This window comes from Phenylobacterium sp., assembly GCF_036677185.1.
Taxonomy (GTDB): domain Bacteria; phylum Pseudomonadota; class Alphaproteobacteria; order Caulobacterales; family Caulobacteraceae; genus Phenylobacterium.
Window position 1 is genome coordinate 98195 of record NZ_JAKFEN010000018.1, and the last position, 26336, is coordinate 124530.

Annotated in this window: 20 protein-coding genes; 9 read left to right on the top strand and 11 right to left on the bottom strand. The window is 68.6% G+C overall.

Annotation, left to right across the window (positions count from 1 at the left end):
* Positions 1 to 22: 22 nt before the first annotated feature.
* On the bottom strand, positions 23 to 898 hold the full coding sequence (locus V6M51_RS08990; protein WP_332766468.1) for a glycine zipper 2TM domain-containing protein: 876 nt from the start codon (positions 896 to 898) through the stop codon (positions 23 to 25).
* A 252-nt stretch (positions 899 to 1150) separates the two neighbouring features.
* Here V6M51_RS08990 and V6M51_RS08995 point away from each other — a divergent pair, with 252 nt between their 5' ends.
* From V6M51_RS08995 to V6M51_RS09005, 3 genes are read left to right on the top strand one after another with little or no spacing between them, the layout of a single operon-like run.
* Positions 1151 to 2113 (top strand): acetyl-CoA carboxylase carboxyltransferase subunit alpha, encoded by a 963-nt coding sequence (locus V6M51_RS08995; RefSeq protein ID WP_332766470.1) that lies wholly within the window; start codon positions 1151 to 1153, stop codon positions 2111 to 2113.
* Between the two features lie 47 nt (positions 2114 to 2160).
* Entirely contained in the window at positions 2161 to 3189 is a 1029-nt protein-coding gene (locus V6M51_RS09000; RefSeq protein WP_442957687.1) for an NAD(P)H-dependent flavin oxidoreductase, read from the top strand.
* 8 nt (positions 3190 to 3197) lie between these two features.
* Positions 3198 to 4883, top strand: coding sequence for an alpha/beta fold hydrolase (locus tag V6M51_RS09005; protein WP_332766472.1), 1686 nt, complete (start codon positions 3198 to 3200; stop codon positions 4881 to 4883).
* An 89-nt stretch (positions 4884 to 4972) separates the two neighbouring features.
* Here the strand turns inward: V6M51_RS09005 and V6M51_RS09010 are convergent, their stop codons facing one another.
* The 3 genes from V6M51_RS09010 to V6M51_RS09020 all read right to left on the bottom strand — a co-directional run bounded on the left by V6M51_RS09010 (position 4973) and on the right by V6M51_RS09020 (position 9468).
* On the bottom strand, positions 4973 to 7144 hold the full coding sequence (locus tag V6M51_RS09010) for a TonB-dependent receptor domain-containing protein (protein WP_332766474.1): 2172 nt from the start codon (positions 7142 to 7144) through the stop codon (positions 4973 to 4975).
* Between the two features lie 376 nt (positions 7145 to 7520).
* On the bottom strand, positions 7521 to 8072 hold the full coding sequence (locus V6M51_RS09015; RefSeq protein WP_332766476.1) for a TonB-dependent receptor plug domain-containing protein: 552 nt from the start codon (positions 8070 to 8072) through the stop codon (positions 7521 to 7523).
* A gap of 388 nt (positions 8073 to 8460) precedes the next feature.
* Positions 8461 to 9468: a threonine aldolase family protein gene (locus V6M51_RS09020; protein ID WP_332766478.1), complete on the bottom strand. Its 1008-nt coding sequence runs from the start codon at positions 9466 to 9468 to the stop codon at positions 8461 to 8463.
* Positions 9469 to 9601: 133 nt separating this feature from the next.
* On the opposite strand from V6M51_RS09020, the gene V6M51_RS09025 reads away from it, so the two are divergent.
* Complete coding sequence (locus V6M51_RS09025) at positions 9602 to 11929, top strand: PAS domain-containing hybrid sensor histidine kinase/response regulator (RefSeq protein ID WP_332766480.1); 2328 nt, start codon at positions 9602 to 9604, stop codon at positions 11927 to 11929.
* A 134-nt stretch (positions 11930 to 12063) separates the two neighbouring features.
* Here the strand turns inward: V6M51_RS09025 and V6M51_RS09030 are convergent, their stop codons facing one another.
* Both V6M51_RS09030 and V6M51_RS09035 read right to left on the bottom strand, forming a co-directional pair.
* The gene (locus tag V6M51_RS09030) at positions 12064 to 13206 is read right to left on the bottom strand and encodes an epoxide hydrolase family protein (RefSeq protein WP_332766482.1); all 1143 of its coding nucleotides are present in this window, start codon (positions 13204 to 13206) and stop codon (positions 12064 to 12066) included.
* Positions 13207 to 13255: 49 nt separating this feature from the next.
* Positions 13256 to 13855: a TetR/AcrR family transcriptional regulator gene (locus tag V6M51_RS09035; protein ID WP_305676735.1), complete on the bottom strand. Its 600-nt coding sequence runs from the start codon at positions 13853 to 13855 to the stop codon at positions 13256 to 13258.
* 90 nt (positions 13856 to 13945) lie between these two features.
* On the opposite strand from V6M51_RS09035, the gene V6M51_RS09040 reads away from it, so the two are divergent.
* Genes V6M51_RS09040 through V6M51_RS09050 form a run of 3 tightly spaced genes read left to right on the top strand, consistent with a single transcriptional unit; the run spans position 13946 to position 16829 of the window.
* The gene (locus V6M51_RS09040) at positions 13946 to 14995 is read left to right on the top strand and encodes a DUF2855 family protein (protein WP_332766484.1); all 1050 of its coding nucleotides are present in this window, start codon (positions 13946 to 13948) and stop codon (positions 14993 to 14995) included.
* Between the two features lie 25 nt (positions 14996 to 15020).
* On the top strand, positions 15021 to 16409 hold the full coding sequence (locus tag V6M51_RS09045) for a carotenoid oxygenase family protein (protein ID WP_332766486.1): 1389 nt from the start codon (positions 15021 to 15023) through the stop codon (positions 16407 to 16409).
* A gap of 45 nt (positions 16410 to 16454) precedes the next feature.
* Complete coding sequence (locus V6M51_RS09050) at positions 16455 to 16829, top strand: nuclear transport factor 2 family protein (RefSeq protein WP_332766488.1); 375 nt, start codon at positions 16455 to 16457, stop codon at positions 16827 to 16829.
* A gap of 41 nt (positions 16830 to 16870) precedes the next feature.
* Here V6M51_RS09050 and V6M51_RS09055 read toward each other — a convergent pair whose 3' ends face one another.
* Positions 16871 to 17539, bottom strand: a complete 669-nt coding sequence (locus V6M51_RS09055) for an energy transducer TonB (RefSeq protein WP_332766490.1) — start codon at positions 17537 to 17539, stop codon at positions 16871 to 16873.
* A 2-nt stretch (positions 17540 to 17541) separates the two neighbouring features.
* The gene (locus V6M51_RS09060) at positions 17542 to 19614 is read right to left on the bottom strand and encodes a TonB-dependent receptor domain-containing protein (protein WP_332766492.1); all 2073 of its coding nucleotides are present in this window, start codon (positions 19612 to 19614) and stop codon (positions 17542 to 17544) included.
* A 163-nt stretch (positions 19615 to 19777) separates the two neighbouring features.
* Here V6M51_RS09060 and V6M51_RS09065 point away from each other — a divergent pair, with 163 nt between their 5' ends.
* Together V6M51_RS09065 and V6M51_RS09070 are read left to right on the top strand one after the other, a co-directional pair.
* Positions 19778 to 20578: a DUF4198 domain-containing protein gene (locus tag V6M51_RS09065; protein WP_332766494.1), complete on the top strand. Its 801-nt coding sequence runs from the start codon at positions 19778 to 19780 to the stop codon at positions 20576 to 20578.
* An 8-nt stretch (positions 20579 to 20586) separates the two neighbouring features.
* Positions 20587 to 21051 (top strand): hypothetical protein, encoded by a 465-nt coding sequence (locus tag V6M51_RS09070; RefSeq protein ID WP_332766495.1) that lies wholly within the window; start codon positions 20587 to 20589, stop codon positions 21049 to 21051.
* A 6-nt stretch (positions 21052 to 21057) separates the two neighbouring features.
* Here V6M51_RS09070 and V6M51_RS09075 read toward each other — a convergent pair whose 3' ends face one another.
* The 3 genes from V6M51_RS09075 to secA are packed head-to-tail and all read right to left on the bottom strand — an operon-like array spanning position 21058 to position 26141.
* Positions 21058 to 22554: a serine hydrolase domain-containing protein gene (locus tag V6M51_RS09075; RefSeq protein WP_332766497.1), complete on the bottom strand. Its 1497-nt coding sequence runs from the start codon at positions 22552 to 22554 to the stop codon at positions 21058 to 21060.
* Positions 22555 to 22583: 29 nt separating this feature from the next.
* Positions 22584 to 23381 carry a class I SAM-dependent methyltransferase gene (locus V6M51_RS09080; protein WP_332766499.1) on the bottom strand — a complete coding sequence of 266 codons (798 nt, stop codon included), beginning with the start codon at positions 23379 to 23381 and terminating at the stop codon, positions 22584 to 22586.
* Entirely contained in the window at positions 23382 to 26141 is a 2760-nt protein-coding gene (gene secA, locus V6M51_RS09085; RefSeq protein WP_332766500.1) for a preprotein translocase subunit SecA, read from the bottom strand.
* Positions 26142 to 26336 lie beyond the last annotated feature (195 nt).

Below are 26336 nucleotides of genomic sequence, written 5' to 3' on the forward strand. Positions count from 1 at the left end.
GGCCTCTTGTCTCGAAGGGCGGCTAGCCGGTGATGCGGTAGCGGCCGTCACGGTCCGGGCAGACCCGGACGTAGCGGTACTCGTCGCCGCGGATCGGCGCGGGCGCCAGGCGGCACCGCTGGCGGCTGTAGTAGCTGTAGTCGTACTGGCCCGAGCGGCGGCCGCGCTCGTAGCGGCTCTCGCGGTACGGGATGGTCTGGTCGTAGCTGTAGTAATAGCCGGTGTCGTCGCACTTGGCGTTCTCGTGGGCCCGGCCGATGCCGGCGCCGATGGCCCCGCCGACCACGGCGCCGAGCACCGCGCCTTCGGTGCGGGCGTTGCGCGCCGCCACGTTGGAGCCGAGCGCAGCGCCCGCCAGGGCGCCGAGCAGGCCGCCGGCCACGGTGCTGTTGTTGCTGCGGCGATCCCGGCAGGGATCGACATAGGTCCCCGAATAGGACGCATCGCGGCCATAGTCGCCGGCGGCCCAGATCGGCGGCGGGCCGTAGCGACGCTCATAGGCGCCCATGCCGTGTTGGCGGTCGTAGGTGCGGCGGTCGGCTTCGTAGCGGCGAAGCTCGCGGTCGTAGTCGTCGCGGCTCGACCACCTCACGCTCCGATAGCGGTCGCTCCAATAGGAGTCGTCCCAGGCGGGGGCGGGACCGTAGACGCGGACATAGGCGCCGGGGCCATAGCGGGCGTCATAGCGGGCGCGTTCGCGCTCATAGGTTTCGCGGCGCTCTTCATAGCTGGCGCGAGCCTGTTCGTACTGTTCGCGCCGGTCGGCATAGTCGGCGCGGTCGTTCTCGTAGGTGCGCAGGTCGCGCTGGTACTGCTGGGTCGGTTGGTACTGGGCGAACGCCGGCGCGGCGGTGGCCAGGGCGGCGGTCGCGACAAGGGCGATCTTGAGGGCTCTCATGGTGGACTCCTGATGTCAGGCGCTAGGCGCGCCACTCTCTGAAGGGGAGCCTCCCGCCAGCCTCCCGCCGGACGTGGGTTCGGTTCGACCTCGGCTGCCAAAACGTTCCTCTAGGGCAGAGGTTGCACGGCGCGCCCCGGGGCCCGTCCAAGGCGATGAAACCACAAGCTGCTCGCCGGACTTGTTAGGCTGAAGGTTCCCGCCTAATTTCCGCCCCTTCCGCAGACGGAAGCGAAACAGAAGATTCCTCGAATGGCCGCGCACTACCTCGAGTTCGAGCGCCCTATCGCCGACCTCGAAGCCAAGATCGAGGAGCTCTCGAAACTGTCCGAGACCACGGGCTCCGGCGCCCTGGACGGCGAGATCGAGGCCCTGCGCGCCCGCGCCCAGGACATGCGCCGTCAAGCCTATTCCAAGCTGGACGCCTGGCAGAAGACCCAGGTGGCGCGCCACCCCGAGCGGCCGCACTTCGTCGACTATGTGGGCGGGCTGATCGAGGAGTTCGTGGAGCTGCGCGGCGACCGCAAGTTCGCCGACGACCAGGCGCTGATGGGCGGGCTGGGCCGATTCCGCGGCCAGCCGGTGGTGGTCATGGGCCACGAGAAGGGCCGCGACACCGTCACCCGGGTGAAGCACAATTTCGGCTATGCGCGGCCGGAGGGCTACCGCAAGGCGATCCGGCTGATGGAGATGGCCGAGCGGTTCAACCTGCCGGTGATCAGCTTCGTCGACACGCCTGCCGCCTATCCGGGCGTGGGCTCCGAGGAGCGCGGCGTGGCCGAGGCCATCGCGCGCTCGACCGAGAAGTGCCTGATGCTCAACGTGCCCATGGTGGCGGTGGTCACCGGCGAAGGCGGGTCGGGCGGCGCTCTGGGCATCGCCTGCGGCAACCGGGTGCTGATCCTGGAGCACGCCATCTATTCGGTGATCCCCCCCGAGGGCGCCAACTCCATCCTGTGGCGCGGCGCGCGGACGGCCGAGGAGGCCGCCAAGGCGATGAAGATCACCGCCCAGGACCTGATCGGCATGAAGATCGTCGACCGGATCATCCCCGAACCGCCGGGCGGCGCCCATTCCGACAAGGAAGCCGCCATGAAGGCGGTGGGCGATGCGGTGGCCGAGGAGCTGGAGTCCCTGGCCTCGATGAATGTCGAGGCCCTGCGCAAGCAGCGCTCCGACCGCTTCTACGCCATCGGGCGCTCGGGCCTGCAATAGCAAGATCGTTGCGCAAACGGCTTGCCTGACGCCCCGGCGCCGGGTTCATTGTCTTCCAAACAGCTGTTTGGGAGAACGTCATGGCCCTGAAGACCCGTTTCACCGAGCTCGTGGGCGTCGAGCATCCGATCGTCCAGGGCGGCATGCAGTGGGTCGGCCGGGCCGAGCTGGTGGCCGCCGTCGCCAACGCCGGCGGCCTGGGCTTCATCACCGCCCTGACCCAACCCACGCCGGACAAGCTGCGCGAGGAGATCGAGCGCTGCCGGAGCCTGACCAAGAAGCCGTTCGGGGTGAACCTCACCATCCTGCCGGCGATCACCCCGCCGCCCTATGCCGAGTACCGCCAGGCGATCATCGACTCAGGCGTCAAGATCGTCGAGACCGCCGGCAACAAGCCGCAGGAACACGTCGACGAGTTCAAGAAGCACGGCATCGTCGTCGTCCATAAGTGCACCTCGGTGCGCCACGGCCTGTCGGCCGAACGGATGGGCGTGGACGCCATCTCCATCGACGGCTTCGAATGCGCCGGCCACCCCGGAGAGGACGACGTGCCCGGCTTGATCCTGATCCCCGCGGCGGCCGACAAGATCAAGATCCCGATGATCGCCTCGGGCGGCTTCGGCGACGCGCGCGGCCTGGTCGCGGCCCTGGCGCTGGGCGCCGAGGGCATCAACATGGGCACCCGCTTCATGGCGACCAAGGAAAGCCCGATCCACCAGGCCATCAAGGAACAGATCGTCGCCAATGACGAGCGCGCCACCGACCTGATCTTCCGCACCATGCACAACACCAGCCGGGTGGCGAAGAACGCCATCAGCCAGCAGGTTGTGGCGCTGGAAAAACAGGGCGCCAAGTTCGAGGACGTGCGCGAGCTGGTCGCCGGCACGCGGGGACGCAGCGTCTACGAGGTGGGCGACAACGACGCCGGCATCTGGTCGGCCGGCCAGATCCAGGGCCTGATCCACGACATCCCGTCCTGCGAGGAGCTGATCCACCGGATCGTCGCGGAGGCCGAGGAGATCATCAACAGCCGCCTGGCGCGGATGGTCGGCCACCGCCAAGCCGTGCCCGCCTGACGCCAGGGGTGACGGCGACACCCCAAGGCAAGGCCAACATCTCCCTGGTCGTGGAGGCGTTGTACGCCGTCGCGGCCGAACCCGACCGATGGGAGCAACTGGTCGAGGCCCTGGGCGGGGCCTCGGCCGGCGGAGCGGCCCGGGCCGACGGCGCCGCACGGATCGCGGGCCTCGCGCCGGCCGAACCGGCCGCCGCGACCCAGGCCGGCGTGGTGCTGATCGGCCCCAGCGGCGGGGCCATAGCCTGGAACGCTGGGGGCGCGGCCGCCTTCCAGCAGCGGCTGGGCCTGGTCGAGGCCCGGGGCCTGCGGTTCTTCAATCCCGCCAACCACGAGGCCCTGGACGCGGCGCGGCGACGGCTGCGCGAGGCCGCCGGCCGCCAGGTGATCGTCAAGTTCACCCAGGCCGACGACGAGGCCCCGCACTTCGCCTATGTGATCCCGGCGCGGGCCCTGCCGGTGGCCTTGGCCGCCGACCTGCCGCCGCTCGGCGAGCTGGGGGAGGGCGCGGTGGCGGTGCTGTTCCCGGCGGTGGAGACCACCGACCGGCTGTGGGCCACCATGCGCGACAGCTTCGGGCTGACCCCGGCCGAGACGCGCGTGGCGGCCCGGCTGAAGGATGGCCTGACCCTGAAAGAGGCCGCCGACGACCTGGCGATCAGCGTCAACACCGTGCGCAACCAGCTCCGCGCGGTGTTCGACAAGATGGGCCTGAACCGCCAGAGCGAGCTGGTGCGGGCCCTGACCCAGCTGGGCTCGCTCTCGGGCGCCTTCGGCGAGGAGGCGCCGGCGGCGGCGATCTCGGCCACGGAACGCGGCGCCCTGGCCACCGCGCCGCCCATCCGGTTCTTCCAGCTTTCCGACGGGCGCCGGCTGGCCTGGCGCGACTATGGGGATCCCCAGGGGCGGCCGGTGCTGGTGTTCCATCAGGGCCTGGGCTGCAGCATCCTGCCGCGAGGCTCCGATGTGCTGGCCCGGGACCTCGGCCTGCGTCTCATCGCGCCGGAACGGCCCGGCGCTGGACGCTCCGACCCGCGACCCAACTTCACCATTCAGGGGGTCGGCCGCGACATGGCGGAACTGGCCGCCGGTCTGGGGCTCGGCCCGGTGCGGATCGCCGCCTTCATGTCGGGCGCGGCCTTCGCCCTGATGGCCGCCGCCGAACTTGGCGCGGGCGTCGATCGCGTCCTGCTGGCCTCCGTGCGGCCCTCGGGCCAGATGATCGAGACCGAGCACGACGCGGGCCATCCGGGAGTGTTGTTCCGCCGGCGGATCCTGCGTAACGCCTGGCTGGCCGACACCCTGTTCGCCCTGATGCGGATGCAGCTCAACCGCCGGGGGATCGAGCGCTTCGTCCGGGCCGCGGCGTCGGCGCCCAGCGACGCGGCCTATCTGGCCGCGCATCCGGGGGTGATGGATTTCATCGTCGACTATATCGGCGAGTCGTTGGCGGTGACCCATCGCGGCATCGCCGACGAGGTCCGTTGCGCGGCCAGGAGTCCCGATCTCGATCTCTCGGGCCTGTCGGCGCCGATCAGCGTCTGGCACGGCGCCGACGACGCCATGACCAGCATCGACCAGGTCAAGGCCTGGCTGGGAGAGCGGGTGGGCGAGACGCGGGTCTTCCCGGCGACCGGCCACTTCCTGCCGCACAAGCACTGGCCCGAGGTGCTGGGCTGGCTGGCCGAGGACTAGGGGCCAAAACAAAACCGCCGGCGTCCACGCCGGCGGTTCCGTTGCTCTCCAGCTAGGCCGCCCGCGCGAAGCGGACGACCCTCTAGGCCCTAGAAGCGGGCGGTGAGGCCCACCTGATAGTAGCGACCGATGAAGTCGTAGGTACCGTATGCATTGGCCGAGTTCGTGGCGCCCCACGGCGGCTCCTTGTCAGCGACATTGCGCACGATGAAGCGGAGCTTGAGGTTGTCCATGCCGACGCCCATCCGCTCGGCGAGATTGTCGAGCTTATAGGTGAAGGCCAGATCGTGGAGGATGTAGCGCTTCACAGTCAGCGGGAGGCGCGTCTCCGGAGTGAAGTCGTTGTTGAACTCCGACTCCCCGATGTAGTTCATCGTCCAGATCACCGAGAACGGGTCGCGCAGATAGGCGCTTTCCAGCTTCCAGCGGAAGTCGGCGTTGCCGATCTCGTTCTTGTCGTCATTCAGGTCGAAGCCGAGGCCGGTGACCGAGGTCTCCTGCTTGTTCACGTGGAACAGGTCGAAGTTGAAGTTCAGGCTGCCCGGATTGCCGCCCAGCCAATCCTGCATGTCCGACAGGTCGGCGAGATTGACGTTGTAGTCGATTCCCAGGGTGAAGCCCTGGAAGTGGGTATAGCCGGCGTTGATGAAGCCGGTCTGCGGGCCGATTGACGTAACACCCGCCCCGTTGCTCTCGCCGTTGGTCAGGATCTGGCCCTGCCGTGCGGCGGCCAGGGTGGCGTTCCCGCGCAGGAAGCGGTTGCAAGCGTCGGCGGGCGGGTTGGGCGAGTCGTAGCAGACCTGCAGGATCGAGGTCAGGTTGAAGTTCGAGATGGCGTTGGTCAGGTCGATATTGACCCAGTCGAACGAGACCGCCAGCCCAGGAGCGAAGGACGGCTGATAGACGAAGCCCGCCGACCATTGCTCGGCGATTTCGTTTTCCAGGTTCGGGTTGCCCGAGGTGTTGCCTTGGGCGGTCGCCGCCTGGATCTGAGAGGTCAGTGAGAAGTTCGCCGGTAGGCCCAGCGCTTGGAACGCCGCCCGGCAGTTGGCCGTGCGCGTCGCCGGGTTCGGACCGGTGCCGATGTTCCGGAAGTCGCACGGGTCGGTGGCGGTGATGAAGCTGGTCGCGTTCGGCAGGTTGACCTCGGTGATGGCCGGGGCCCGGAACGAACGGCTCTTCTGGGCGCGCAGCAGCAGGTCCTCGACGGGGTACCACCGCAGACCGTAGCTCCAGGCCTTGTCCTCGCCGGCCTGGCTGTGATCGATCTTGCGGTAGGAGCCCTCGATCTCCAGGCGGTGGAGGCCCGGCAGGGTGAAGTCGCCGCCGAAGATCGGCGCCAGGCCCTCGACGTACATTTCCTTCGTGTCGAACTTGCCTTGCAGGTTCGAGATGGCGGCCGAGCGGCCGACGCCTAGTTCCTGCGGAGCGTTCGGATTGAAGTCTGACTTCTCGCGGCGATACTCGTAGCCGACATTGAAGCTCAAAGGTCCGGCCGGCAGGTCGATCAGTTCGCCGCCGAAGTTACCTTCATAGACCGTCTGCAGCAGCGCATAGTCGCTCTGGAAACGAACGCCGATATAGTCGAGCGCCGCTTGGCTGGGTGAACCTAGGCCGAACATGTTCAGCGGGGCGCAACCCGCCGCCCGCGCCACGGGGTCGCGGCACACGACGGCGCCGCTGGCGTCGCGAACGGCGTCGATCGCCTGCAAGAAGCGGCTCTGGATGATGTTCGGGCTGGTGAAGCTGCCCTCTGAACGGCCGAAGTTCGCCGACACGTTCCAGTAGAAGGAGCGGTCGAGCAGGTCGAAGTCACCTTCGAGTCCCGCCACCGTGCGCAGGGTGTCACCCTCGGCTTCGGTCTTGTTGTTTCCGATATCGACCGAGGCCCGCGACAGGAAGAAGATCGCGTCACCGGGCGAAGCCGCGTCCGCGGGCAGGGCCGTGGGCTGGGACAGCAGGGCCGCGCGAGTCGCCGCAGGCAGGAACGGATTGGAGGTCGAGAACCGCAGCGAGGCCGAATTGCCGCCGAACAGCGGGGCGTTGTAGATCGGTTGGTTGAACGGCTCGACGGCCTTGAACGAGCTGTAGAACAGCTCGCCCTTCACCCGAACGCGCTCCGTGATGTCAAAGCGGGCGAAGCCCGTCGCCACGTGGCGGTCGACCGGCGACTGCAGCGAGCTGAGTTCCCCGAGATTCAGCCCGTTACCGCCAGAGGCCACCGAGCCCGAGTAGAACGTGCCGGCGCTGTAGGGGATCAACGCGCCGCCCGGGCCGAACTGCGCCGTCACCCGTTGGGCCGGATTGGTCGGATCGACGATCGTGAGCAGACCCGAGAGGGCCGAGCTGCCGGTGCGGAAGGGCAGGCCGCCCGTGGTGGTTTCCGGAATGCGGCGATTGAGGATGATGATCGCGCCGGGGATCGCGTCAGACCCGCTGGTGTTCTGCGGGTTGGCGGCGAAGGTGAGCTGGCGCGCCGTGACCGGGCGATCGACAAAGCCCAGCGGTGACGTCTCGTTGTACTCGTAGCTACCGGCCAGGTTCAGGCGGCCGTCCAGCAGATTCGTGCCGGCCGTGATCCGGGTGCGCCACGACTCGGCGTCGCCCCGCTCGGAAACGCCGTACTGGCCATCGAACTCAAGGCCTTCGAACTCTTGCTTGGTCTTGCTTGGTGATGATGTTGATGACGCCGGCGATCGCGTCCGAACCGTACACGGCGCTGCCGCCGGCTTGGATGGTTTCGATGCGGTCGACTAGGCCGGTCGGGATGACGTTCAGGTCGACCTGGCCCCCGGCGCTGGCGCCGGTGAAGATGGAGGCCGGGTTGCCGCCCACGAAGCGGCGGCCGTTCACCAGGGTCAGGGTGCGGTTCGAGCCGAGGTTGAAGATGTTGATGAAGTTCCGGCCAGTGCCGAAGGAGCCCTGGTCGCCGATCGGGCTGATCGGGATGCCAGTCGAAGGCAAGTCGTTGAGCGCGTCGGCGACGTTGGTGTAGCCGCGTTCGTCCATCGCAACGCTGGAAATGATCTGGATCGGCTGAACCGAGGTCAGGTCGGGACGACGGATGCGCGAGCCCGTGACGATGACTTCATCGACGTCCACTGCGGCGGCGCGGTCGGTCGTCTGGCTTTGCGCGAACGCTGTGCCCGGCAGGACCAGGCAGGTGACGGCTGCCGATCCGAGCAGCATGGTGCGAAGGAGGTTGTTCATATGGCTTTTCATCTTGGCCCCCCGGCCTTTGGATGAACGAGAGGTCGCCGGATGGGTGCTCCGACGCCGCGTTTGATTTCACCGTTTGGCGCGCCCAGCCGATTTCATCGACGCCATGAGGCGAGGACGGTCGTGGATCGCGTCGCTACGGGAGTGCCGAACCCTGTCACGCAGGTGTTACGCCGGCAACGGCAGGTGGTGGCGAGCCTCGCTGTTTCCGCACTTTAATTGCACTAAATGTGGCGACTGCGTCGTTCCAGCAACACAGGAGCGCCATGATCGGGCCAATCCATGCCCCCGGTTACGTTACGTGCAGAGGGGGATACTCGCGCCCGGCCGCCAGAAGCGAGCGCGCCGATCGGTCTGGCTAGACGAGGGCGGCGAGCGCCGCGCCGAGCTCGTCGACGGCCTCGGGCGTCGTGGCCCAGGAGCACATGAAGCGGACTGAGCCGTCGAGGAACCGGTAGGCGAACCAGCCGCTCGCGTGCAGGCAGCGCAGGGTGGGCTCGTCCATCTCCACGAAGACCGCGTTGGCTTCCACCGGATGGCGCAGGGGGAAGGGCATGAGGCCCGCCAGGCGCCTTGCCATGGCGTTGGCATGCGCCGCCCGCTCGACGAAGGCGCCGCCCTCCAGCATGCCGATGAACGGCGCTGCGTAGAATCGGCCCTTGGAGGGAAGCTGGCCCGCCTGTTTCAGCCGCGCGTCGAACCGGTGGGCGAGCTTGCGGTCGAAGATCACCACCGCCTCGCTGGGGCTCATCCCCGCCTTGGTCCCGCCGACCACCAGGATGTCGACGGGAAGGTCCTTGATCCGGGTCAGGTCGAAGCCGGCCGCCGCGGCGTTGGCCAGCCGCGCGCCGTCCAGATGCACGCCCAGGCCCTTGGCCTTGGCGGGCGCGATCAGCGCGGCCAGGGCTTCGTGCGAATAGACCGTGCCGTATTCGGTGGCGTTGGTGAGGGACAGGGCGGCCGGCGACTGGCGGTGGGCGACGTCGCGCTCGCCGAGCGGCGCGGCCAGCGCCGCGGGGTCGATGCGCCCGGAGGCGCCGGCCAGGCCGACCAGGCCCAGGCCCTGGCCGAAGAAGCCGGGCGCTCCGGTCTCGTCGGTGCAGACATGGGCGTGCTCGTGGGCCAGCACCGCCTCGAACGGCCGGCACAGGGCCGCGAGCGCCAGGGAATTGGCCGCCGTGCCGGACGCGACGAACCGCACCTCGGCGTCGGCGTCGAGCAGCCTGCGCACGGCGTCGGCCCCGCGCGCGCTGATGGGGTCGGACCCGTACCCCGGGGTGAAGCCGGAATTGGCGGCGACCAGCGCCGCCATCGCTTCGGGGGCGGCGGGCGCGGTGTTGTCGGAGGCGAAGTCGTAGCGGGCCATCGGACCAGGGTTCTAACGGGCTTGGCCGCAAAGTGGGAACGGGTTTCGCGCGGCCCCGGCGGCGTTCACCAAACAGCGGGGAATTTCTGCTTTCTTCACGGGACTCGCGGCATCGTCTCCGAGGGAGCGCTGGATGGACGTCGCACGAGTACCGGATCTCAGTTCACGGCTTGCGGACCTGGTGCGCACGACTTCGCGCGGGATCATGCTTTGCGACCGCGACGGGCGGATCGAGTGGGTGAACGACGGTTTCGTGGAGCTCAGCGGCTACAGCCTGGACGAGGCGATGGGCCGCCGGCCGGCGGACCTCCTGCAATGCCCGGAGACCGACCCCCAGACCATCGCCCAGATGTCGGCCGCCCTGGCGGCGGGGGAGGGGTTCCGGGTCGAGATCCTCAATCGCGCCAAGAACGGCCGCACCTACTGGATCGACCTCGACGTCCGGCCGAGCTTCGACGCCCATGGGGTGCGGATCGGCACGGCCTCGGTGCAGACCGAGATCACCGCCGCCTACGAACTGCAGGCCCGCTTGCACGCCACGACCGTTGCGCTGCGCCAGGCCGGCGCCTTGGCCCGGCTGGGAGGCTGGGAAGTCGACCTGAAGGAGCGCGTAGTGCGCTGGAGCCCGGAACTGGCCCGGTTGCTCGGCCGGCCAAGCCTGGTGGAGTCTCATATCGACTCCCTGGACCTCTATGAAGCCAGCGACCGTAACCGGATCCGCGAGCATCTTCAGCTAGCCGTCCGCACCGGCCAACGGGTCGATTTCGAATCGCCGGCCATCACCGGCGCCGGCGAGCGGATCTGGCTGCGGGTGATCGGCGAACCCGAAATGGTCGACGGCCAGTGCGTGGCCCTGCACGGCGCCAGCCAGGACATCACCGCCCAGCGGGCGGCCATGGCCGAACTGGCCGAGTCCGAGCGCTTCGGGCGCGGGGTCATCGATGGCTTGGCGGCCATGCTCACGGTGATCGACGAATCCGGAGCGATCATCGCGGCCAATTCCGCCTTCAGGAAGCTGGGCGCCGAAATCGTCCAGAGCAACGTCTATCCCATGGGCCGCAACCTGTTCGCCGTCCTGGCCCGCCTGCCGGGCGGGCATGGCCGGGCGCTGGAGCGCGGGGTCCGCGCGGTGTTGGACGGCCGCAAGGAAAGCTTCGTGCGGGCCTATTCCGCTCAGTCGGGCGAATGGTTCCGGATGACCGCGGCGCGCTTCGCCGGCGAGGGCCCGGTGCGCTGCGTGGTGATCACCCAGTCGATCGAGGACATCAAACGCTCGGAGCGGCGACTGAAGGTGGTGAACGCCCGGCTCAAGCGCGCCCGCGACGAGGCCAACGCCGCCAACACCGCCAAGTCCGCCTTCCTGGCCACCATGAGCCACGAGATCCGCACGCCCCTGAACGGGGTGCTGGGCATGGCCCAGGCCATGGCCCGCGACGAGCTGCCCGAGCGTCAACGCGAGCGTCTCTCTGTCATCCGCCAGGCCGGCGAGACCCTGCTGGCCCTGCTCAACGACCTGCTGGACCTGTCGCGCATCGAGGCCGGGCGCCTGGAGCTGGAGGACGGCCTGATCGACGTCAGGACCCTGATGCAGGGCGCCGAGGCCACCTTCACGACCCTGGCCACCGAGAAGGACGTCTCCTTCGCCCTGGTCGTGGCGCCGGAAGCGGCCGGCGTCTGGCGCGGGGACCCCACGCGGGTCCGCCAGATCGTCTACAACCTGGTCTCCAACGCCGTGAAATTCACCGCCCGCGGCGAGGTGGCCGTCTCGGTCGTCCACGACGGGACCAACCTGATGTTCGAGGTTTCCGACACCGGGCCGGGCATCGCCGCCGGCCGCCTCGGGGCGCTGTTCCAGAAGTTCGTCCAGGAGGACGCCTCGACCACGCGGCGCTTCGGCGGCTCGGGTCTGGGCTTGGCCATCTGCCGCGAGCTGACCGGCCTGATGGGCGGCGATATCTCCGTGCGCTCCACGGTGGGGGAGGGCTCGGTGTTCACCGTGCGCCTGCCGCTAGTCCGCGCCGAGGGTCAGGCGCGGGCCGTCCCGGCCGACGAAGCCGAGCCGGCCGCCGACATGGGCGAGCTGAGGATCCTCGCGGCCGAGGATAATCCGATGAACCAGCTCGTCCTGAAGACCCTGATGGCCCAGCTCGGCGTCGAGGTCCGCTGCGTGGACGACGGCCAGGCCGCTGTCGCCGCCAGCGCCGCCGAGGCCTGGGACGTGATCCTGATGGACGTCCAGATGCCGGTGATGGACGGCCCCACCGCCACGCGCCTGATCCGCCGGCGGGAGCTGGACCTGGGCCTGAAGCGCACGCCGATCATCGCGCTGACCGCCAACGCCATGGCCCATCACCAGGCCGAATACCTGGCCGCCGGCATGGATGTGCTGGTGCCCAAACCCCTGGAGCTGGACCGCCTGCTCGCCGCGATCCAGACGGCGCTGGAGGATGGGGCGGCTTAGCCAAAACGCTCGTCATCCTCCGGTCGTCCCGAAGGGCGATCCGGGGGACCCAAGCCGAATTCGCCTTGTCCTGAGAGTCAGCTTGGGTCCCCCGGATCAGCCTACGGCTGACCGGAGGATGACGAGCTTGGGGATCAGACCCCGCGTCCCCATTCCCGCACATCGGCCACGAAGAGGTCGGGCTCCTCCATCGCCGCGAAGTGGCCGCCGCGCGGTTGGTCGGTCCAGCGGACGATATTGTAGGCCCGCTCGGCCCAGGCGCGCGGCGGGGCGGTGTAGAGCGGTTCGCCGGGGAAGTTGGCGAAGGCGGTGGGGGTTTCGCAGCGCTCGCCGTCCGCCAGCGCCACGCCGCCCTCTTCCAGGAAGCCGCGATAGTACCAGGCGCCGGTCGCGAAGCTGTCGGTCATCACATAGATCATGATGTTGGTCAGCAGCCGGTCCTTGGGATGGGCCTGGTCGAAGGATTTCTCGCGCAGGTCGGACCAGTCGTGGAACCGTTCGGCGATCCAGGCGGCCTGGCCCACCGGGTTGCCCGCGCCCATCCAGGCCAGGGATTGGGGCTTGGAGGCCTGCAGGCGGAAATAGGCGCCCATCAGGTCCATCATCGCCCCCTGGCGGGTGATCCAGGCGATCTCGGCCTCGTCCTTCGGCCCGCCGAAGGGGCGGAAGGCCATCATGTTCAGATGGATGGCGGTGACATGATCGCTGTGCTCGCGCCCGAGCCAGGAGGTGACCATCGCCCCCCAGTCGCCGCCCTGGGCCAGGTAGCGGGGGTAGCCCAGCACCTGCGTCATCAGGGTGTCGAACAACCGCGCGGTGGTCCGCTGTCCGATCGGGCGGTTTGGCTTCGAGGAGAAGCCGAAGCCGGGCAGGGACGGGATCACCAGGTCGAAGGCGTCCTCCGCCCGGCCGCCGTGGCGCGACGGGAAGGCCAGCTTCTCGATCGCCCCCCAGAACTCATAGTGCGAGCCCGGCCAGCCGTGGGTCAGGATCAGCGGGCGCTTCCCGCCGGCCTCGCCGACCACGTGCAGGAAGTGGATGTCGTAGTCCTCGACCCGAGCGGTGAACTGCGGATAGCGGTTGAGGTCGGCCACCGCCGCGCGCCAGTCGTAGCGGTCGGTCCAGTGGGCGCAGAGGTCCTTCAGATAGGCGCCGTCGCAGCCATAGGCCCAGCCATCGGGAACCTGCGGAATCGGCGGCCAGGGATAGGCGCGCACCTGGTCCAGTACGGTCTGGACTTCGGCCTCGCCCCAATGGACCTCGAATGGCTTGCTCATGGCGTTCCCCGATTTTGCGGGGCAGTTGGGCGTCTTGCCGTGGGAGCCGTCAAGCGCCGGGGCGCAGACCCTTGGCGAGCGCGCCGTTCATGTGGCGATGCAGGCCGCGCGCGGTACCAGCCGGCAGCTTGCCGGCCAGCTCCAGCCCGACGGCGCCGTGGGCGGCGGCCCAGAACATGCGGCCGATCTCCTCCGGATCTCCGGCCAGGATGCCCTCGGCGATCAGGTCCTTCACATAGGAGGTCTGGGTCGCCCGCGCGCGCAGGGCGGCGGCCACCAGGTCGGGGTAGTTCTCCTCGTGCGGCTGGTTGAGGTCGAACATGGCCTTGTAGGTCTGGGGATGCTCGAAGGCGAAGGTCACATAGGCCTCCCCCACCGCCGCCCCCTTGGCCCGCACGCCCCTGGCCGAGGCGTAGGCGCCTTCCAGGGCGTCGGCGAAGCGGTTGAAGCCATTGGTCCGCACGGCGGCCAGGATGTCTTCCTTGTCGGCGAAGTAGCGGTAGGGGGTCATGGGGCTGACCCCCAGCTCGGCGGCCAGCTGGCGCATGGTCACGGCGTCCGGCCCCTTCTCGGCGAACAGCTTCTCGGCCACCTGGCAAAGGCGTTCGCGGAAGTCGGCGACATCGGACTCGGACAGGACGCGGGGCATTTATGGACTCAGGCAAAGAAATCGCTTGCTCAGGCCTAGCTCTTACGTAATAAATTTACAACGTAAAAAGGCGAGATGGAGCGCGACACGATGGCTGCCTGGGACATCCTGGTCGATCGCAAGGATCTTCGCCGCATCGAAATGCGTCCGGCGCCCGATCCCGCGCCACTCGGCGAGGGCGAGGCGCGGCTGGAGGTCGAGCGGTTCGCGCTCACCGCCAACAACATCACATACGGCATCATCGGCGACAGCTTCGGCTACTGGAAGTTCTTCCCGGCGGCGGACGGGCTGGGTCGCATCCCGGTCTGGGGCTTCGCCAAGGTCGTGGAGTCCAGGGTCGCCGAGGTCCCGGTCGGCCTGCGCCTGTTCGGCTACCTGCCCATGTCGACCCACTTCACGGCCCGGTTGACCAAGGGGCGGCACGGCTATGTCGACGCCGCGGCCCACCGCGCCGAGCTGCCGCCCACCTACAACGCCTATGCCGAGGCGCCCGCCGACGCCCTGGACGACCATCGAGCCTTGCTGCGGCCGCTGTTCATGACCTCCTGGCTGCTGGACGACCTCCTGTCGGAGGATGCGGACATGGCCTCCCTGGTGCTCTCCAGCGCCTCCAGCAAGACCGCCATGGGCCTGGCCAGCCTGGCGCGGAAGCGCGGGGTGGAGGTTGTCGGCCTGACCTCGCCCGGCAATGCTGATAAGCTCGCGGGGTTCGGTCTCTACGACCGGGTCGTGACCTATGACCAGCTCGATGGACTGTCGGCCAAGGCGCCGGCCTCCTATGTCGACTTCGCGGGAAATCCGCAGGTGACCCGCGCGGTGCACACCGCGCTGGGTGATGGACTGACCCGCAGCCTGATCGTCGGCGTCACCCATTGGCAGGACGGCGGGGCGGCGGGCGATCTGCCGGGCCCGACGCCGACCCTGTTCTTCGCGCCCGACCAGATCCGCAAGCGCGCCGCCGAATGGGGCGCCGGCGAACTGGACGCCCGGTTCGACACGGCCTTGCGCGGCTTCGTGGCCGAGGCCGACTGGCTGAGCCTCACCCATCACACCGGCCCGGACGCCCTGATGGCGGCCTATGCCGATGTCCTCGAGGGCCGCGCGCGGCCCGACGAGGGCCACATCATTCGACCGGTCTAGGCCGGCCAAAAGCGGGAGACGCACCATGGACGGCGACGTTCGCATCAATCCCTATCTGTCGGGCAATTTCGCCCCGGTCCGCAGCGAGGACGACTTCGACCTGGAGGTGGTGGGCGAGATCCCCGCCGGCCTGAAGGGTACGCTCTATCGCACCGGCCCCAACCCGCAGTTCGACCCGCGCGGCGACTATCACTGGTTCAGCGGCGACGGGATGATCCACGCCTTCCACGTGGAAGACGGCAAGGTGACCTATCGCAACCGCTATGTCCGCACGCCCAAGTGGGAGCTCGAGAACAGCCAGGGCCGGTCGCTGTTCGGGTCGTTCGGCAATCCGATGACCACCGACCCCATGGCCATGGGCAAGGACAGCGGCGTGGCCAACACCAATATCGTCCACTATGCGGGGCGGCTGCTGGCGCTGGAGGAGGGCCACATGCCCTTCGAGATGGCCGAACGCACCCTGGAGTCCAAGGGATACGTGGCCGACTATCGCGGCAAGGTCACGGCCCACCCCAAGGTCGACCCTAAGACCGGCGAGATGATCTGGTTCGGCTATGGCGTCGGCGAGATGCCGTTGTCGGCGGGGATGAGCTACGGGGTCACCGACGCCGCGGGCAAGGTGATCCGCCGCGACGACTTCCAGGCGCCGTTCGCCGCCATGGTCCACGACTTCATGGTGACGGAGAACTACGTCCTGTTCCCGATCCTGCCGCTCACCGCCAGCCTGGAGCGGGCCATGAGCGGCAAGCCGGCCTTCGCGTGGGAACCGGAGAAGGGCGGGCGCGTGGGCGTCATGCGCCGTGATGGCGACGTCGCCTCGATCCGCTGGTTCAATGTCGAGGCCTGCTACGTCTTCCACCCGATGAACGCCTTCGAGCTGGACGGAAAGATCATCGCCGACGTCATGCGCTACGACAGCGCCCCGCTCTTCCCCCTGGCCGATGGGTCGCCCGGACGGAAGACCGCCGCGCGCCTGGTGCGCTGGACCCTCGACCTCGACGGCGGCAGCGACGCGATCAAGGAAGAGGCCCTGGACGACCTCGACGGCGAGTTCCCGCGGTTCGACGAGCGGCTGTCGGGGTTGGGCTATCGCCACGGCTGGTATGCCGCCGATCCGACCAACGCCAAGACCATCAAGCAGACCGCTATCGCCCACCTGGACCTCAAGACCGGCAAGCGCCAAGTCTACGCGCTGAACGGCGGCGACATGACCTCCGAGCCGGTGTTCACCCCGCGCTCGGCCGACGCGCCCGAGGGCGACGGCTGGGTGACCGCGGTGGTCTGGCGGGCCGGCGAGGATCGCAGCGATTTCCTGGTGTTCGAGGCCCAGGACATCGCCAAGGGCCCGATCGCCGTCGCCAAGCTGCCCCGCCGGGTGCCCTTCGGCTTCCACGGCAACTGGGTGGCCGGCTAGGCTCCACCCCTTGCCCGGAGCGTCCTGGGACACGATGGTCGCGCCATGACCACGCCCCAGGACGCCATCCGCGCGCGCCGCAAGCTGACCAACAAGCTGATCGCCGCGCACGACGCCGCGCGCCTGCGCCCATTCCTGGCGCCCGACATGAACCTGATCTCGGGCGAGGGCGGGCTACTGATCGGGGTGGACGCCGTGCTGCAGGCCTTCGCCGCCCAGTTCAGGGATCCGAGCTTCGTCACCTATGTGCGGACCACCCGTGACGTGACGCTCGACGCCGAGGGCGTTCGCGCCGCCGAGGCGGGCGACTGGGTCGCCACCTGGAAGGACGCGGGCTCCTCCGGAACCTATCTGGCGGTCTGGAAGAAGTCGGTCGGCCAGTGGGTGATCGAGAGCGAGACCTTCGTCACGCTCATCTAGCGCTGCTCCAATTCCGCTCATCCCGGCGAAGGGGAGATCCGTCAGCGCTGCAGCGAGAACTCAACTGGCGTGGAGACTTCGATCCGCTCGCCGCGCACCGAGTGCGGGGCGCCGGGGAAGGGATTGGAACGGTCCAGCATGGCCATGGCCTCGGCGTCGAGGCTGGCGTGGCCGGAGCTGCGCACCACGTCGCCCGTGAGCAGACGCCCCTGGCGGTCGACAGCGAAGGCCACCTCGACGATCCCTTCCTCCCGCCGCATCCGCGCGCGCTTCGGATAGGTCTTGTGCGCCTCCAGCCAAGCGCGGAGCTGGGCGGCGTAGTTCAGGCTCTCGCCGCGCGGCGCGTCGAGGTCGAGGCCCTCGCGGGTCCCGACCCGCTGGGCGACCGGGGCGGGCCGATGCGCAGGCGCGGCTTGGGCTGGGCTGGGCGGAGCCGCCGGCGGCGGCTCCGACTCCTGGGCTGGCGGGGCCGGCGCCATCTCAGGTACGGGAAGGCTCGGCGCGGGCCGCCTGGGGAGGCTCTCGGCCCGCGCCGAGGGGGCCGGGGTCGGGGTGTCGCCACCTCGGACCGCGACCAGTTCGGCGGTCATGATCAGCTCCTCGCGCATCGGCGGGGCCTGCGCGCCCGTGCGCATCACCAGGGCGATGAGCGCCAGGTTGAACGCCGTGGAGGCCAGGCCCGCCAGGAGCCGGATGCGGGCGGAGGTCACGGTCAGAAGGTCCGGGCTAGGCTGACCTTGAAGGTCCGGCCCTCGGCGTCCAGCGACGACAGGTGACGGCGGAACTGCTTGTCGAGCAGGTTGTCGACCGCCAGCCGCACCTCCAGGCCTTCCAGCGTCCCCTCCTGGGCCTTCCAGGTCAGGAACAGGTTGTGCACCCCGTAGCCGCCGGTGCGCAGGGACGGCGTGGCGACCTCTTCCTGGTCGGCGGCGAACTCGCCGCGCCAGCCGAGCGTGATCCCGCGCTCGGCGAGGCGGTAGCCCACGGTGAGGTCCAGTTCGTCGGCTGGGATGGTGTTGAGCGGCAGGCCGGTGATCTGGTTGTCGCCGTCGATCATCGCCAGGCCGGCGCGGGCGAAGAGGCCCCGGGAGGCGTATTCGGCCTCGATCTCGATGCCGCCGAACCGCGATTCCCCGACATTGACGAAATAGGGCGCGCCGGCCGTGCCGCGAGTGATCAGGTTGGAGACGTCGTTGCGGAAGGCCGTGGCCTTGACCCGGACGGCGTCGCGCGGGGTGAAGACGCCGTCCAGCGAGAGGGTCGCCCCGACCTCGAAATTGTCGGACTCCTCGGGCTTGAGGTTCAGGTTGAAGTTCGAGGCTGCGGCGCTGGTGCGGCTGTAGATCTCGTCCAGCACCGGCATCCGCACCGTGCGCGCCACCGATCCGAACACCGAGACCTGGTCGGTGATGGCGTACATGACCGCGAGCTTGGGCGAGGCGGCGGTGTCCTCGACCACCGTGCGGGTGGTGACGCCGGCGCCGGGCTTCAACCTGGTCTTGTCGACGCGGACGCCGGGAATGATGGTCAGCTTGTCCGACCAGATCAGCTCGGCCTGGGCGAAGGCGCCGTACTTGTCCATGTCGCCTTCGGGATGGGTGGCCGCGCCCGGCGTGATCGTCCCCGCCGCGGTGGTGCGCGGATTGCGCCGCTCCTGCTGGTAGGCCTGCAGGCCGACGAACAGGAAGCCCGTCCAGTCCGGACCGATATCGAAGCGGGAGGTGTTCTCGATCCGCGCCTGGCGGGTCTTGTAGGAGAACTCCGAATAGGTGACGCCCGGCAGGAAGGTGGTCTCGCGCTGCTCGACCTTGGAATTGGCGAACGAGATCTGGGCCTTGAGATCGAAGAGCTTGCTGCCGCCGAAGTCGTTCTCGTAGCCGATCACCGAGGTGACGTCGTCGACCTTGCGGCGCACCGGCGTGGTCCCGAAGGCCTCGGCCTGGTCGTAGATCTGGACGCTGTCGGAGAGCCAGTTCTGGTAGGAGGCCCAGAGGCTGTGGCCCTTGTCGCCGCCGAAGTTGTAGCGGCCCTTCACCAGATACGAGTCGGACGTGGCGTTGGAGGGGATTACGGTCCTGCCGTCGCCGCTCTCATAGTGGTCGGCCCGACGGGTGGTGTAGACGGCCAGCAGGTCGAGGTTCCCGGCCGGCTTCACGGCCGCGATGGCCGAGCCGAACCGGCCGTTGGAATTGGTCTCGTAGCCGCCGCGCAGGCGCAGCGCGAACCGGTCGCCTTCGGTGAGGAAGTCCGAGGCGTCCTTGGTGGTGAAGTTGATCACCCCGGCCAGGGCGCCCGCCCCGTAGAGGGTGGAGGAGGCAGGTCCGCGCAGGACCTCGACGCGCTTGTAGAGCTCAGGCTCGGTGAACAGGGCGCCCATCCGGTACTGCTCGTAGAACTTCGTCACCCCGTCGATCTGGGTGAGGATGCGGCTGTCGGAATCGGCTAGGCCGGTGCCCAGGCCGCGGATGTTGAAGCCCTGGCCCAGCGCGCTGACCCCGCCCACGGCGCTAACCCCTGGGATGGCCTCCAGCAGGTCGCCGACTGTGGTGGCCTGGGCCTGGTCGATGTCGTCTTGATCCAGGGCCGTCACGGCCTGGGGCGTGTCGATGGCGACCTTCTCGGCGCCCGCCGAGACCACGATGCGGCCGAGGGAGAGCTGGGCGGCGGCCCCGCCTTCGGTCAGGGGCTTGGGATGGGTCGGCTGGGCCTCGACCGCGCCGGCCGCCAGCAGGCATGCCGTCCCCGCCAGCAGCGCCGCCCTGTGTCGCCAAACCGATCCGCCCATCTGGTCTCTCCAAAAGTGAGTGCAAATGCGAGTCAATCGCATATCATGCGCATGACGCCCCCAAGGCGACCGGCGAAGGGGTGAATGACCCATTGCAAAGACAATTGCAAGTGAGTCGCAATTGCACTAATCGACTCCATCAATGGAACAGGGAATGCGACCGATGAACCGACGAAGGATGGGCTGGATCGCCGGGGTGGGCCTGCTGGCCCTGGCCGCGCCGGGGGCGGCGCTGGCCCACATGCCGTATCTGCTGCCTAACCTGTTCGACACGGTCGAGCGCGACCACGTGACGGTGCAGGCGAGCTTCACCGAGGAGCCCTTCGTCCCCGAGGTGGTGATGAAGTCCGAGGCCTTCCACGTCCTGGGCGCGAACGGGCGGACGCCGATCACGGCGGTGACCTACCTGCGCGACCTGGCGGTGTTCGAGGCCGCGATCCCGGCCAAGGGGACCTTCCGCATCTCCTCGGGCGAACGGTTCGGACGTAAGGGCAAGATGTTCAAGGCGGCCAATGGCCGATGGGAGATGACCGGCGAGGGCGCCGAGCGTCCCGCGGGCGTCGAACTGGTCGACGTCCAGAGCATGACCCTGGCCGAGGTCTATGTGAGCCGCGGCGCGCCGACCAGCGAGGCGCTGGCGGTGACCGGCAAGGGCCTGGAACTGAAACCCATCACCCATCCCAGCGCGATCTTCGCGGGCCAACCGGCTCGGTTCGAACTTAGCTTCGACGGCAAGCCGGTCTCCGGCGCCGATGTCGAGGTCTATCGGAGCGCCGGGACCTATGACGGCCGCAAGAAGCTGGACGGCGTGATCCGGACCGACGCCAAGGGCGGCTTCGCGCTCACGCCGCCGGACGCCGGGACCTATCTGGCCCTGATCCGCCATCGCACCACGGCCCCGGCCGGGGCCGAGACCCCCTACCGCAGCTACAGCTACACCCTCACCTTCGAAGCCACCGAATAGGACGACCCATGACCGCCCTGCGCCTTCCCCTCGCCATGACCGCGGCCCTGCTGGCCCTGGCCGCCACCTCCGCCCAGGCCGCGCCGCACGAGCACTCGGCCTTCATCGCCGACTATGACCTGGACAAGGACGGCAAGGTCACCGCCGCCGAGTTCAAGACCGTCCGCGATAAGCGCTTCGCCGCCATGGACGTCTCCAAGGACGGCGGCCTCGACGAGGCCGAGTATGTCGGCGAATACGAGGGCCGGCTCAACGCCCAACTCGCCGCCTCCACCGAGAGCGCCGAGCGCAAGGCCGAGGAGCGGGTCCGCCAGATGCGCCAGGCCCATGTCCGCTTCGGCGTGCTCGACAAGGACAAGGACGCGAAAGTCTCTGCCGCGGAATACGCCGCCTCGGGCGGCCGCGCCTTCGCAGAACAGGACGGTGACAAGGACGGGGTGATCACCGCCGGCGAGAAGAAGGCCGGCGCCTAGCCGCGCCTATTTCGCCGCCGCCAATGTGTAGACCTGCAGGCTGGCCGGCGTGGTCGGCGCCAGCAGCACCTGGGCCTGCAGGCGGCCCCTCTCGCAAGCATAGCTGATCCTCCCGGACATCGCGGTCTCGGCCGCGATGTCCGGGGCCGGTTGGCAGGCGCCAAGTTCGGCCTTGAGCTGGCCGAGCTCGGCGTTGCGATGGGGCGCGTCGCTGTCCAGCAGGAGGTTCATGGCGAGCCCCTCCCTGGCGGCCATCACATCGCCGACCGCGTAGATCTTCGCGACGATCGCGGCGGCTTGGGTCAGCGCCGGGCTCGGCGGCGTCATCCGCGCCGGGAAGGCCCCGGACTTGACCAGCAGGATCGCGGCGTCGCGCACTGCGGGCGAGGCGCCGGCATAGGTGCGGTTGGCGAAGGCGAAGACCCCCACCCCGCGCTCGGGCAGGAACAGGACGTTCGATCCATAGCCCGGCAGGCCGCCGGAATGGGTGAAGTGCGGCCCCAGCACGCAGTCGGCCAGGACGATCATCCCCATCCCATAGACCCGCGCCCGGTCGCAGGCGGCGGGGTCGGTCTTGTCCGAGCGAGGGACCAGGGCCGGGAAGTTCGAGCCCTGGACGATCTCGCGCACCGAGCCGCGCTTCAGGATCGCATCCTCCGCCCCATCGCGTGGCGGCCAGGCGCTGAGCACCCAGGCGACGTATTTCGCATAGTCGTTGGCGCTGACCGCCAGCCCGCCCATGGCGCCGAACACGCCGGGACCGAGGGTCGGCTCCTCTACCCAGGCCTCGTCCTCCCAGCGATAGCCGACGGCCAGGCGTTCAACGGGGACCTTGCCAACATCGTAGGTCGAGGCGGTCATGCCCAGCGGCCGCAGGATCCGCGCCTGGATATAGGCGTCATAGGGTTGCCGCGAGACATTGGTGACCACCCGGCCGGCGAGCGCATAGCCGAAGTTGGAATATTCCATCGCCATGGCTGGAGGCCGGGAGAACGGTACGCCGGCCTTCAGGAAGCGGGAGAAGTCGGTCTCGCTCATGGGGAGCTGACGGTCGCCCCAGGGGTCGTCGGTGACGAAGCCGCCGGTGTGGTTCAGCAGGTCGCGGACGCGGATCTTCGGGCTGTCGGTGGTGGGGTATTTCAGGCCCTTCAGTTCCGGGACCAGGGTCTCGGCCGGGGCGTCCAGGGAGAGCTTGTCCTCATCGCGCAGCTTCAGCACGGCCAGCGCCGTGAAGTTCTTGGACATGCTGGCGATGCGGAAGACGCTGTCGGGCGTGACCGGCCGCTTGGCGACCGTGTCCTGCACCCCCATGGATTTCACATAGGCCAACTGGCCGTCGACCACGACGCCGAACACCAGGCCCGGCACATGCCGCTCGGCGGCGAACGCCTGGAAGATCGGATCGAGCTGGGCGAACGCCGCCGCGCGGTCCGGCGCCGACTGGGCGGCCGCGGGCGTGGCCAGAACCGCCGCCATGAACAGTCCCGTCAGCAGCGCGCGCATTCTCAAGTCCTCCGCCCGAAGCGGTGAGACTAGCCGAACAACTTGCGGAGGAAACCGCGTTTCGGCGGACGGGGCGGCGTGTCGCCGGAGAGGTCGGGCACGCCCAGCTTCCTGGAGACCAGCACCTCGATGTACTCGGCCTGGATGCCGCGGGAGGCGTCGTCGATGGTCCAGATGGTGGTGGAGAGGCCGCTGGCGCGGTCCCAGTAGGCGGCGATGTCGTAGCCCCAGTCGACGGTGACCAGCGAGCCGTTCGGATCCATCGGATTGCCGTGGAAGACGGGCTCCAGCAGGTGCTGCACGGTCCCGTCGGCCTTGCGCCCCGCGCGGCGGACCGAGGGCTTCTGCTTGTTCACGATCGGCACCGTGCAGATGTGCAGCCCGCCGGGCTTGAGGGTGCGGGCGATCTCGGCGAGGGCGCGGTCGGGGGCGAAGACGTGCTCCAGGACGTCCTGGGTGACCACCAGGTCGAAGCTCTCGTCGGTGAAGGTCTGGGCTTCCAGATCCTGAGACGTCCAGCCGCCCTCGGGCGGGCCGGATCCCCAGGGGATCGTCGGGTCGTACTGGCTGGCCACATAGCCCGGCGCCTCGGCCAGGCGGCGGCTGGCCGCCGTGCAGGGCGAACTCTCGTGGATCGCCAGCTCACGCCAGTTGGGCCGCAGCTCCGTCAGGACGGAGAACAGCGCCCGCTCACGCGGCTGGGCGTTACAGTTCAGGCAGAGATAGTGGTCACGCAGCCATTCGTCCCGAGAGGCGAAGGTCGAGGCCTGCTCGCAGACCGGGCAAAACCCCTCGACCCTCAGGACGTAGCCGTCCTTGTCCGCCATCTAGATCAGCGCGCCGTGGCAGTGCTTGAACTTCTTGCCCGACCCGCAGGGACAGGCCTGGTTGCGGCCGGTCTGCTCCCAGCCGTCCGGCAGGGCCGAGACGGGCAGGGCCTGGCGCTGGTCGGCCGACAGCCCGTCGGGCAGGGCGCCCATCATGGCCGCGTTCTCGCCGGTGAGCGGATCCAGGTGCACCTCGGTCAGGCCGGTGAGCTGGGCGGGCTCCGGTTCGGCGAACTGGAACTCCACGGTCATCAGCCAGCGGGTGACGTTCTGGCGCAGGTCGACCAGCAGCTTCTCGAACAGGGAGAAGGCCTCGGTCTTGTACTCGTTCAGCGGATCGCGCTGGCCGTAGCCGCGCAGCCCGATGACGTTGCGCAGGTGGTCCAGGTGCATGAGGTGCTCGCGCCACTGCATGTCGATCATCTGCAGCAGGAAGCTCTTCTCGATGTTGCGCATCTGGTCGGGGCCGAGCATCTGCTCGCGCTCGGCGGCGCGGGCGTCGGCGGCCTTGGTCAGGCGCTCCTGGATCTCCTCGTTGGCGATGCCGTCCTCGGCCGCCCAGGCGGCGATCGGAAGGTCCAGGCCCAGCAGTTCGCGGGCGCGTTCTTCCAGCCCGACCACGTCCCACTGCTCGGCATAGGCCTTTGGCGGCAGGTGGCGTTCCACCAGGTCCTCGATGGTGTCCTGCCGCATCTCGCCGATGATCTCGGAGAGGTCGACGGCGGTCATGAACTCGGCGCGCTGCTCGAACACCGCCTTGCGCTGGTCGTTCACGACGTCGTCGTACTTCAGCAGGTTCTTGCGGATCTCGTAGTTGCGCTGCTCGACGCGCTTCTGGGCCGTGGCGATGGCGCCGTTCAGCCACTTGTGGGTGATCGCCTCGCCTTCCTGGACGCCGAAGGTGCGCATGATCGAGTCCAGCCGGTCGCCGGCGAAGATGCGCAGCAGGTCGTCCTCGCAGGAGAGGAAGAACTTCGAGTGGCCCGGGTCGCCCTGACGGCCGGTCCGGCCGCGAAGCTGGTTGTCGATCCGCCGGCTCTCGTGGCGCTCGGTGCCCAGCACGAACAGCCCGCCGGCCGCCAGCGCCTGTTCCTTCAGGCCCGCGATCTCGGCCTCGATCTCGCTCTTGCGGGCGATGGCGGCTTCTGGGGTCACCTCGATGCCGAGGCCGCGCTGTTCCTCCTGCCACTTCAGGACGCGCATATCGATATTGCCGCCGAGCTGGATGTCGGTGCCGCGGCCGGCCATGTTGGTGGCGATGGTCACCGCGCCGGGGATGCCGGCGTCGGCCACGATCAGGGCTTCCTGCTCATGGTAGCGGGCGTTCAGCACGTTGTGCGGAATGCCTTTGATGGTCTTGCCGTTCTGCTCGAACTTGTGGGCCTTCAGCAGTTCGGAGAGTTGTTCCGACTTCTCGATGGAGACGGTGCCCACCAGGATCGGCTGGCCACGGGTGTGACAGTCCTCGATCTGCTTGAGGATGGCGTCGTTCTTCTCGCGGGCGGTGCGATAGACCTCGTCGTCGTCGTCCTTCCGCGCCACCGGGCGGTTGGTCGGGATCTCCATGACGTCCATCTTGTAGATGTCGCCGAATTCCTGCGCCTCGGTCGACGCCGTGCCGGTCATGCCCGACAGCTTGGCGTAGAGGCGGAAGTAGTTCTGGATGGTGACCGAGGCCAGGGTCTGGTTCTCGGGTTGGATATGGGCGCCTTCCTTGGCCTCAATGGCCTGGTGCAGGCCCTCGGACAGGCGGCGGCCCTGCATCATGCGGCCGGTGAACTCGTCGATCAGGATCACCTCGCCGTCGCGGACGATGTAGTCCTTCTCGCGCGAATAGATCACGTTGGCGCGCAGGGCCTGGTTGACGTGGTGCACCACCGAGACGTTGGCCGCGTCGTAGAGGCCGGTGGTCTCTTCCTCCAGATGGCCGCCGGCCAGGAGGATCTCCTCGATCTTCTCGGCGCCTTCCTCGGTGAGGATGACCTGCCGCTGCTTCTCGTCGAAGTCGTAGGTGGTTGGGTCCTTGATGAGCTCCTTCACCAGGACGTCGATGGTCTTGTAGAACTCGGACCGGTCTTCGGTGGGGCCCGAGATGATCAAGGGCGTGCGCGCTTCGTCGATGAGGATGGAGTCCACCTCGTCGACGATCACGAAGTTATGGCCGCGCTGGACCATCTCCTCGGCCTCGTAGACCAGGTTGTCGCGCAGGTAGTCGAAACCGAACTCGTTGTTGGTCCCGTAGGTGATGTCGGAGTTGTAGGCGGCCTTGCGCTGCCCCTGGCTCAGGCCGTGGACGATGGTGCCCACCGAGAGGCCCAGGAACCGGTAGACCTGGCCCATCCAGTCGCCGTGCAGCTGGGCCAGGTAGTCGTTGACGGTGATGACGTGGACGCCCTTGCCGGGCAGGGCGTTCAGATAGACCGGCGCGGTGGCGACCAGGGTCTTGCCCTCGCCGGTCCGCATTTCCGAGATGCCGCCCTCGTGCAGGACGATGCCGCCGACCAGCTGGACGTCGAAATGGCGCTGGCCCAGCACCCGGCGCGCGGCCTCGCGCACCACGGCGAAGGACTCTTCCAGCAGCTGGTCCAGGGTCTCGCCCTTGGCCAGGCGATCACGGAATTCCTGGGTCTTGCCGCGCAGTTGCGCGTCGGAAAGGGCGTGGATCGCGGGTTCCAGGGCGTTGATCTTGGCGACGCGCGCCGCCATCGCCTTGACCTTGCGGTCGTTGCTGGAGCCGAAGAACCGTTGGAAGATGCTCAAGGGAAAATATTCCGGATAATGCGGGAGGGGCCCGGCGCGGCTCTTTAAGCCCTTCGCCTGCCCGGAGATTCCGCTCTTTTCAGGGCGCGCGAGACTTAAGCAGCGCCCCCCCAAGTGTCAACGCGGCGACTGCTCACACGCGAACACGAAAAAGCCCTCCCGGTGAGGGGAGGGCCGATCCGATCAGCGAGGCTG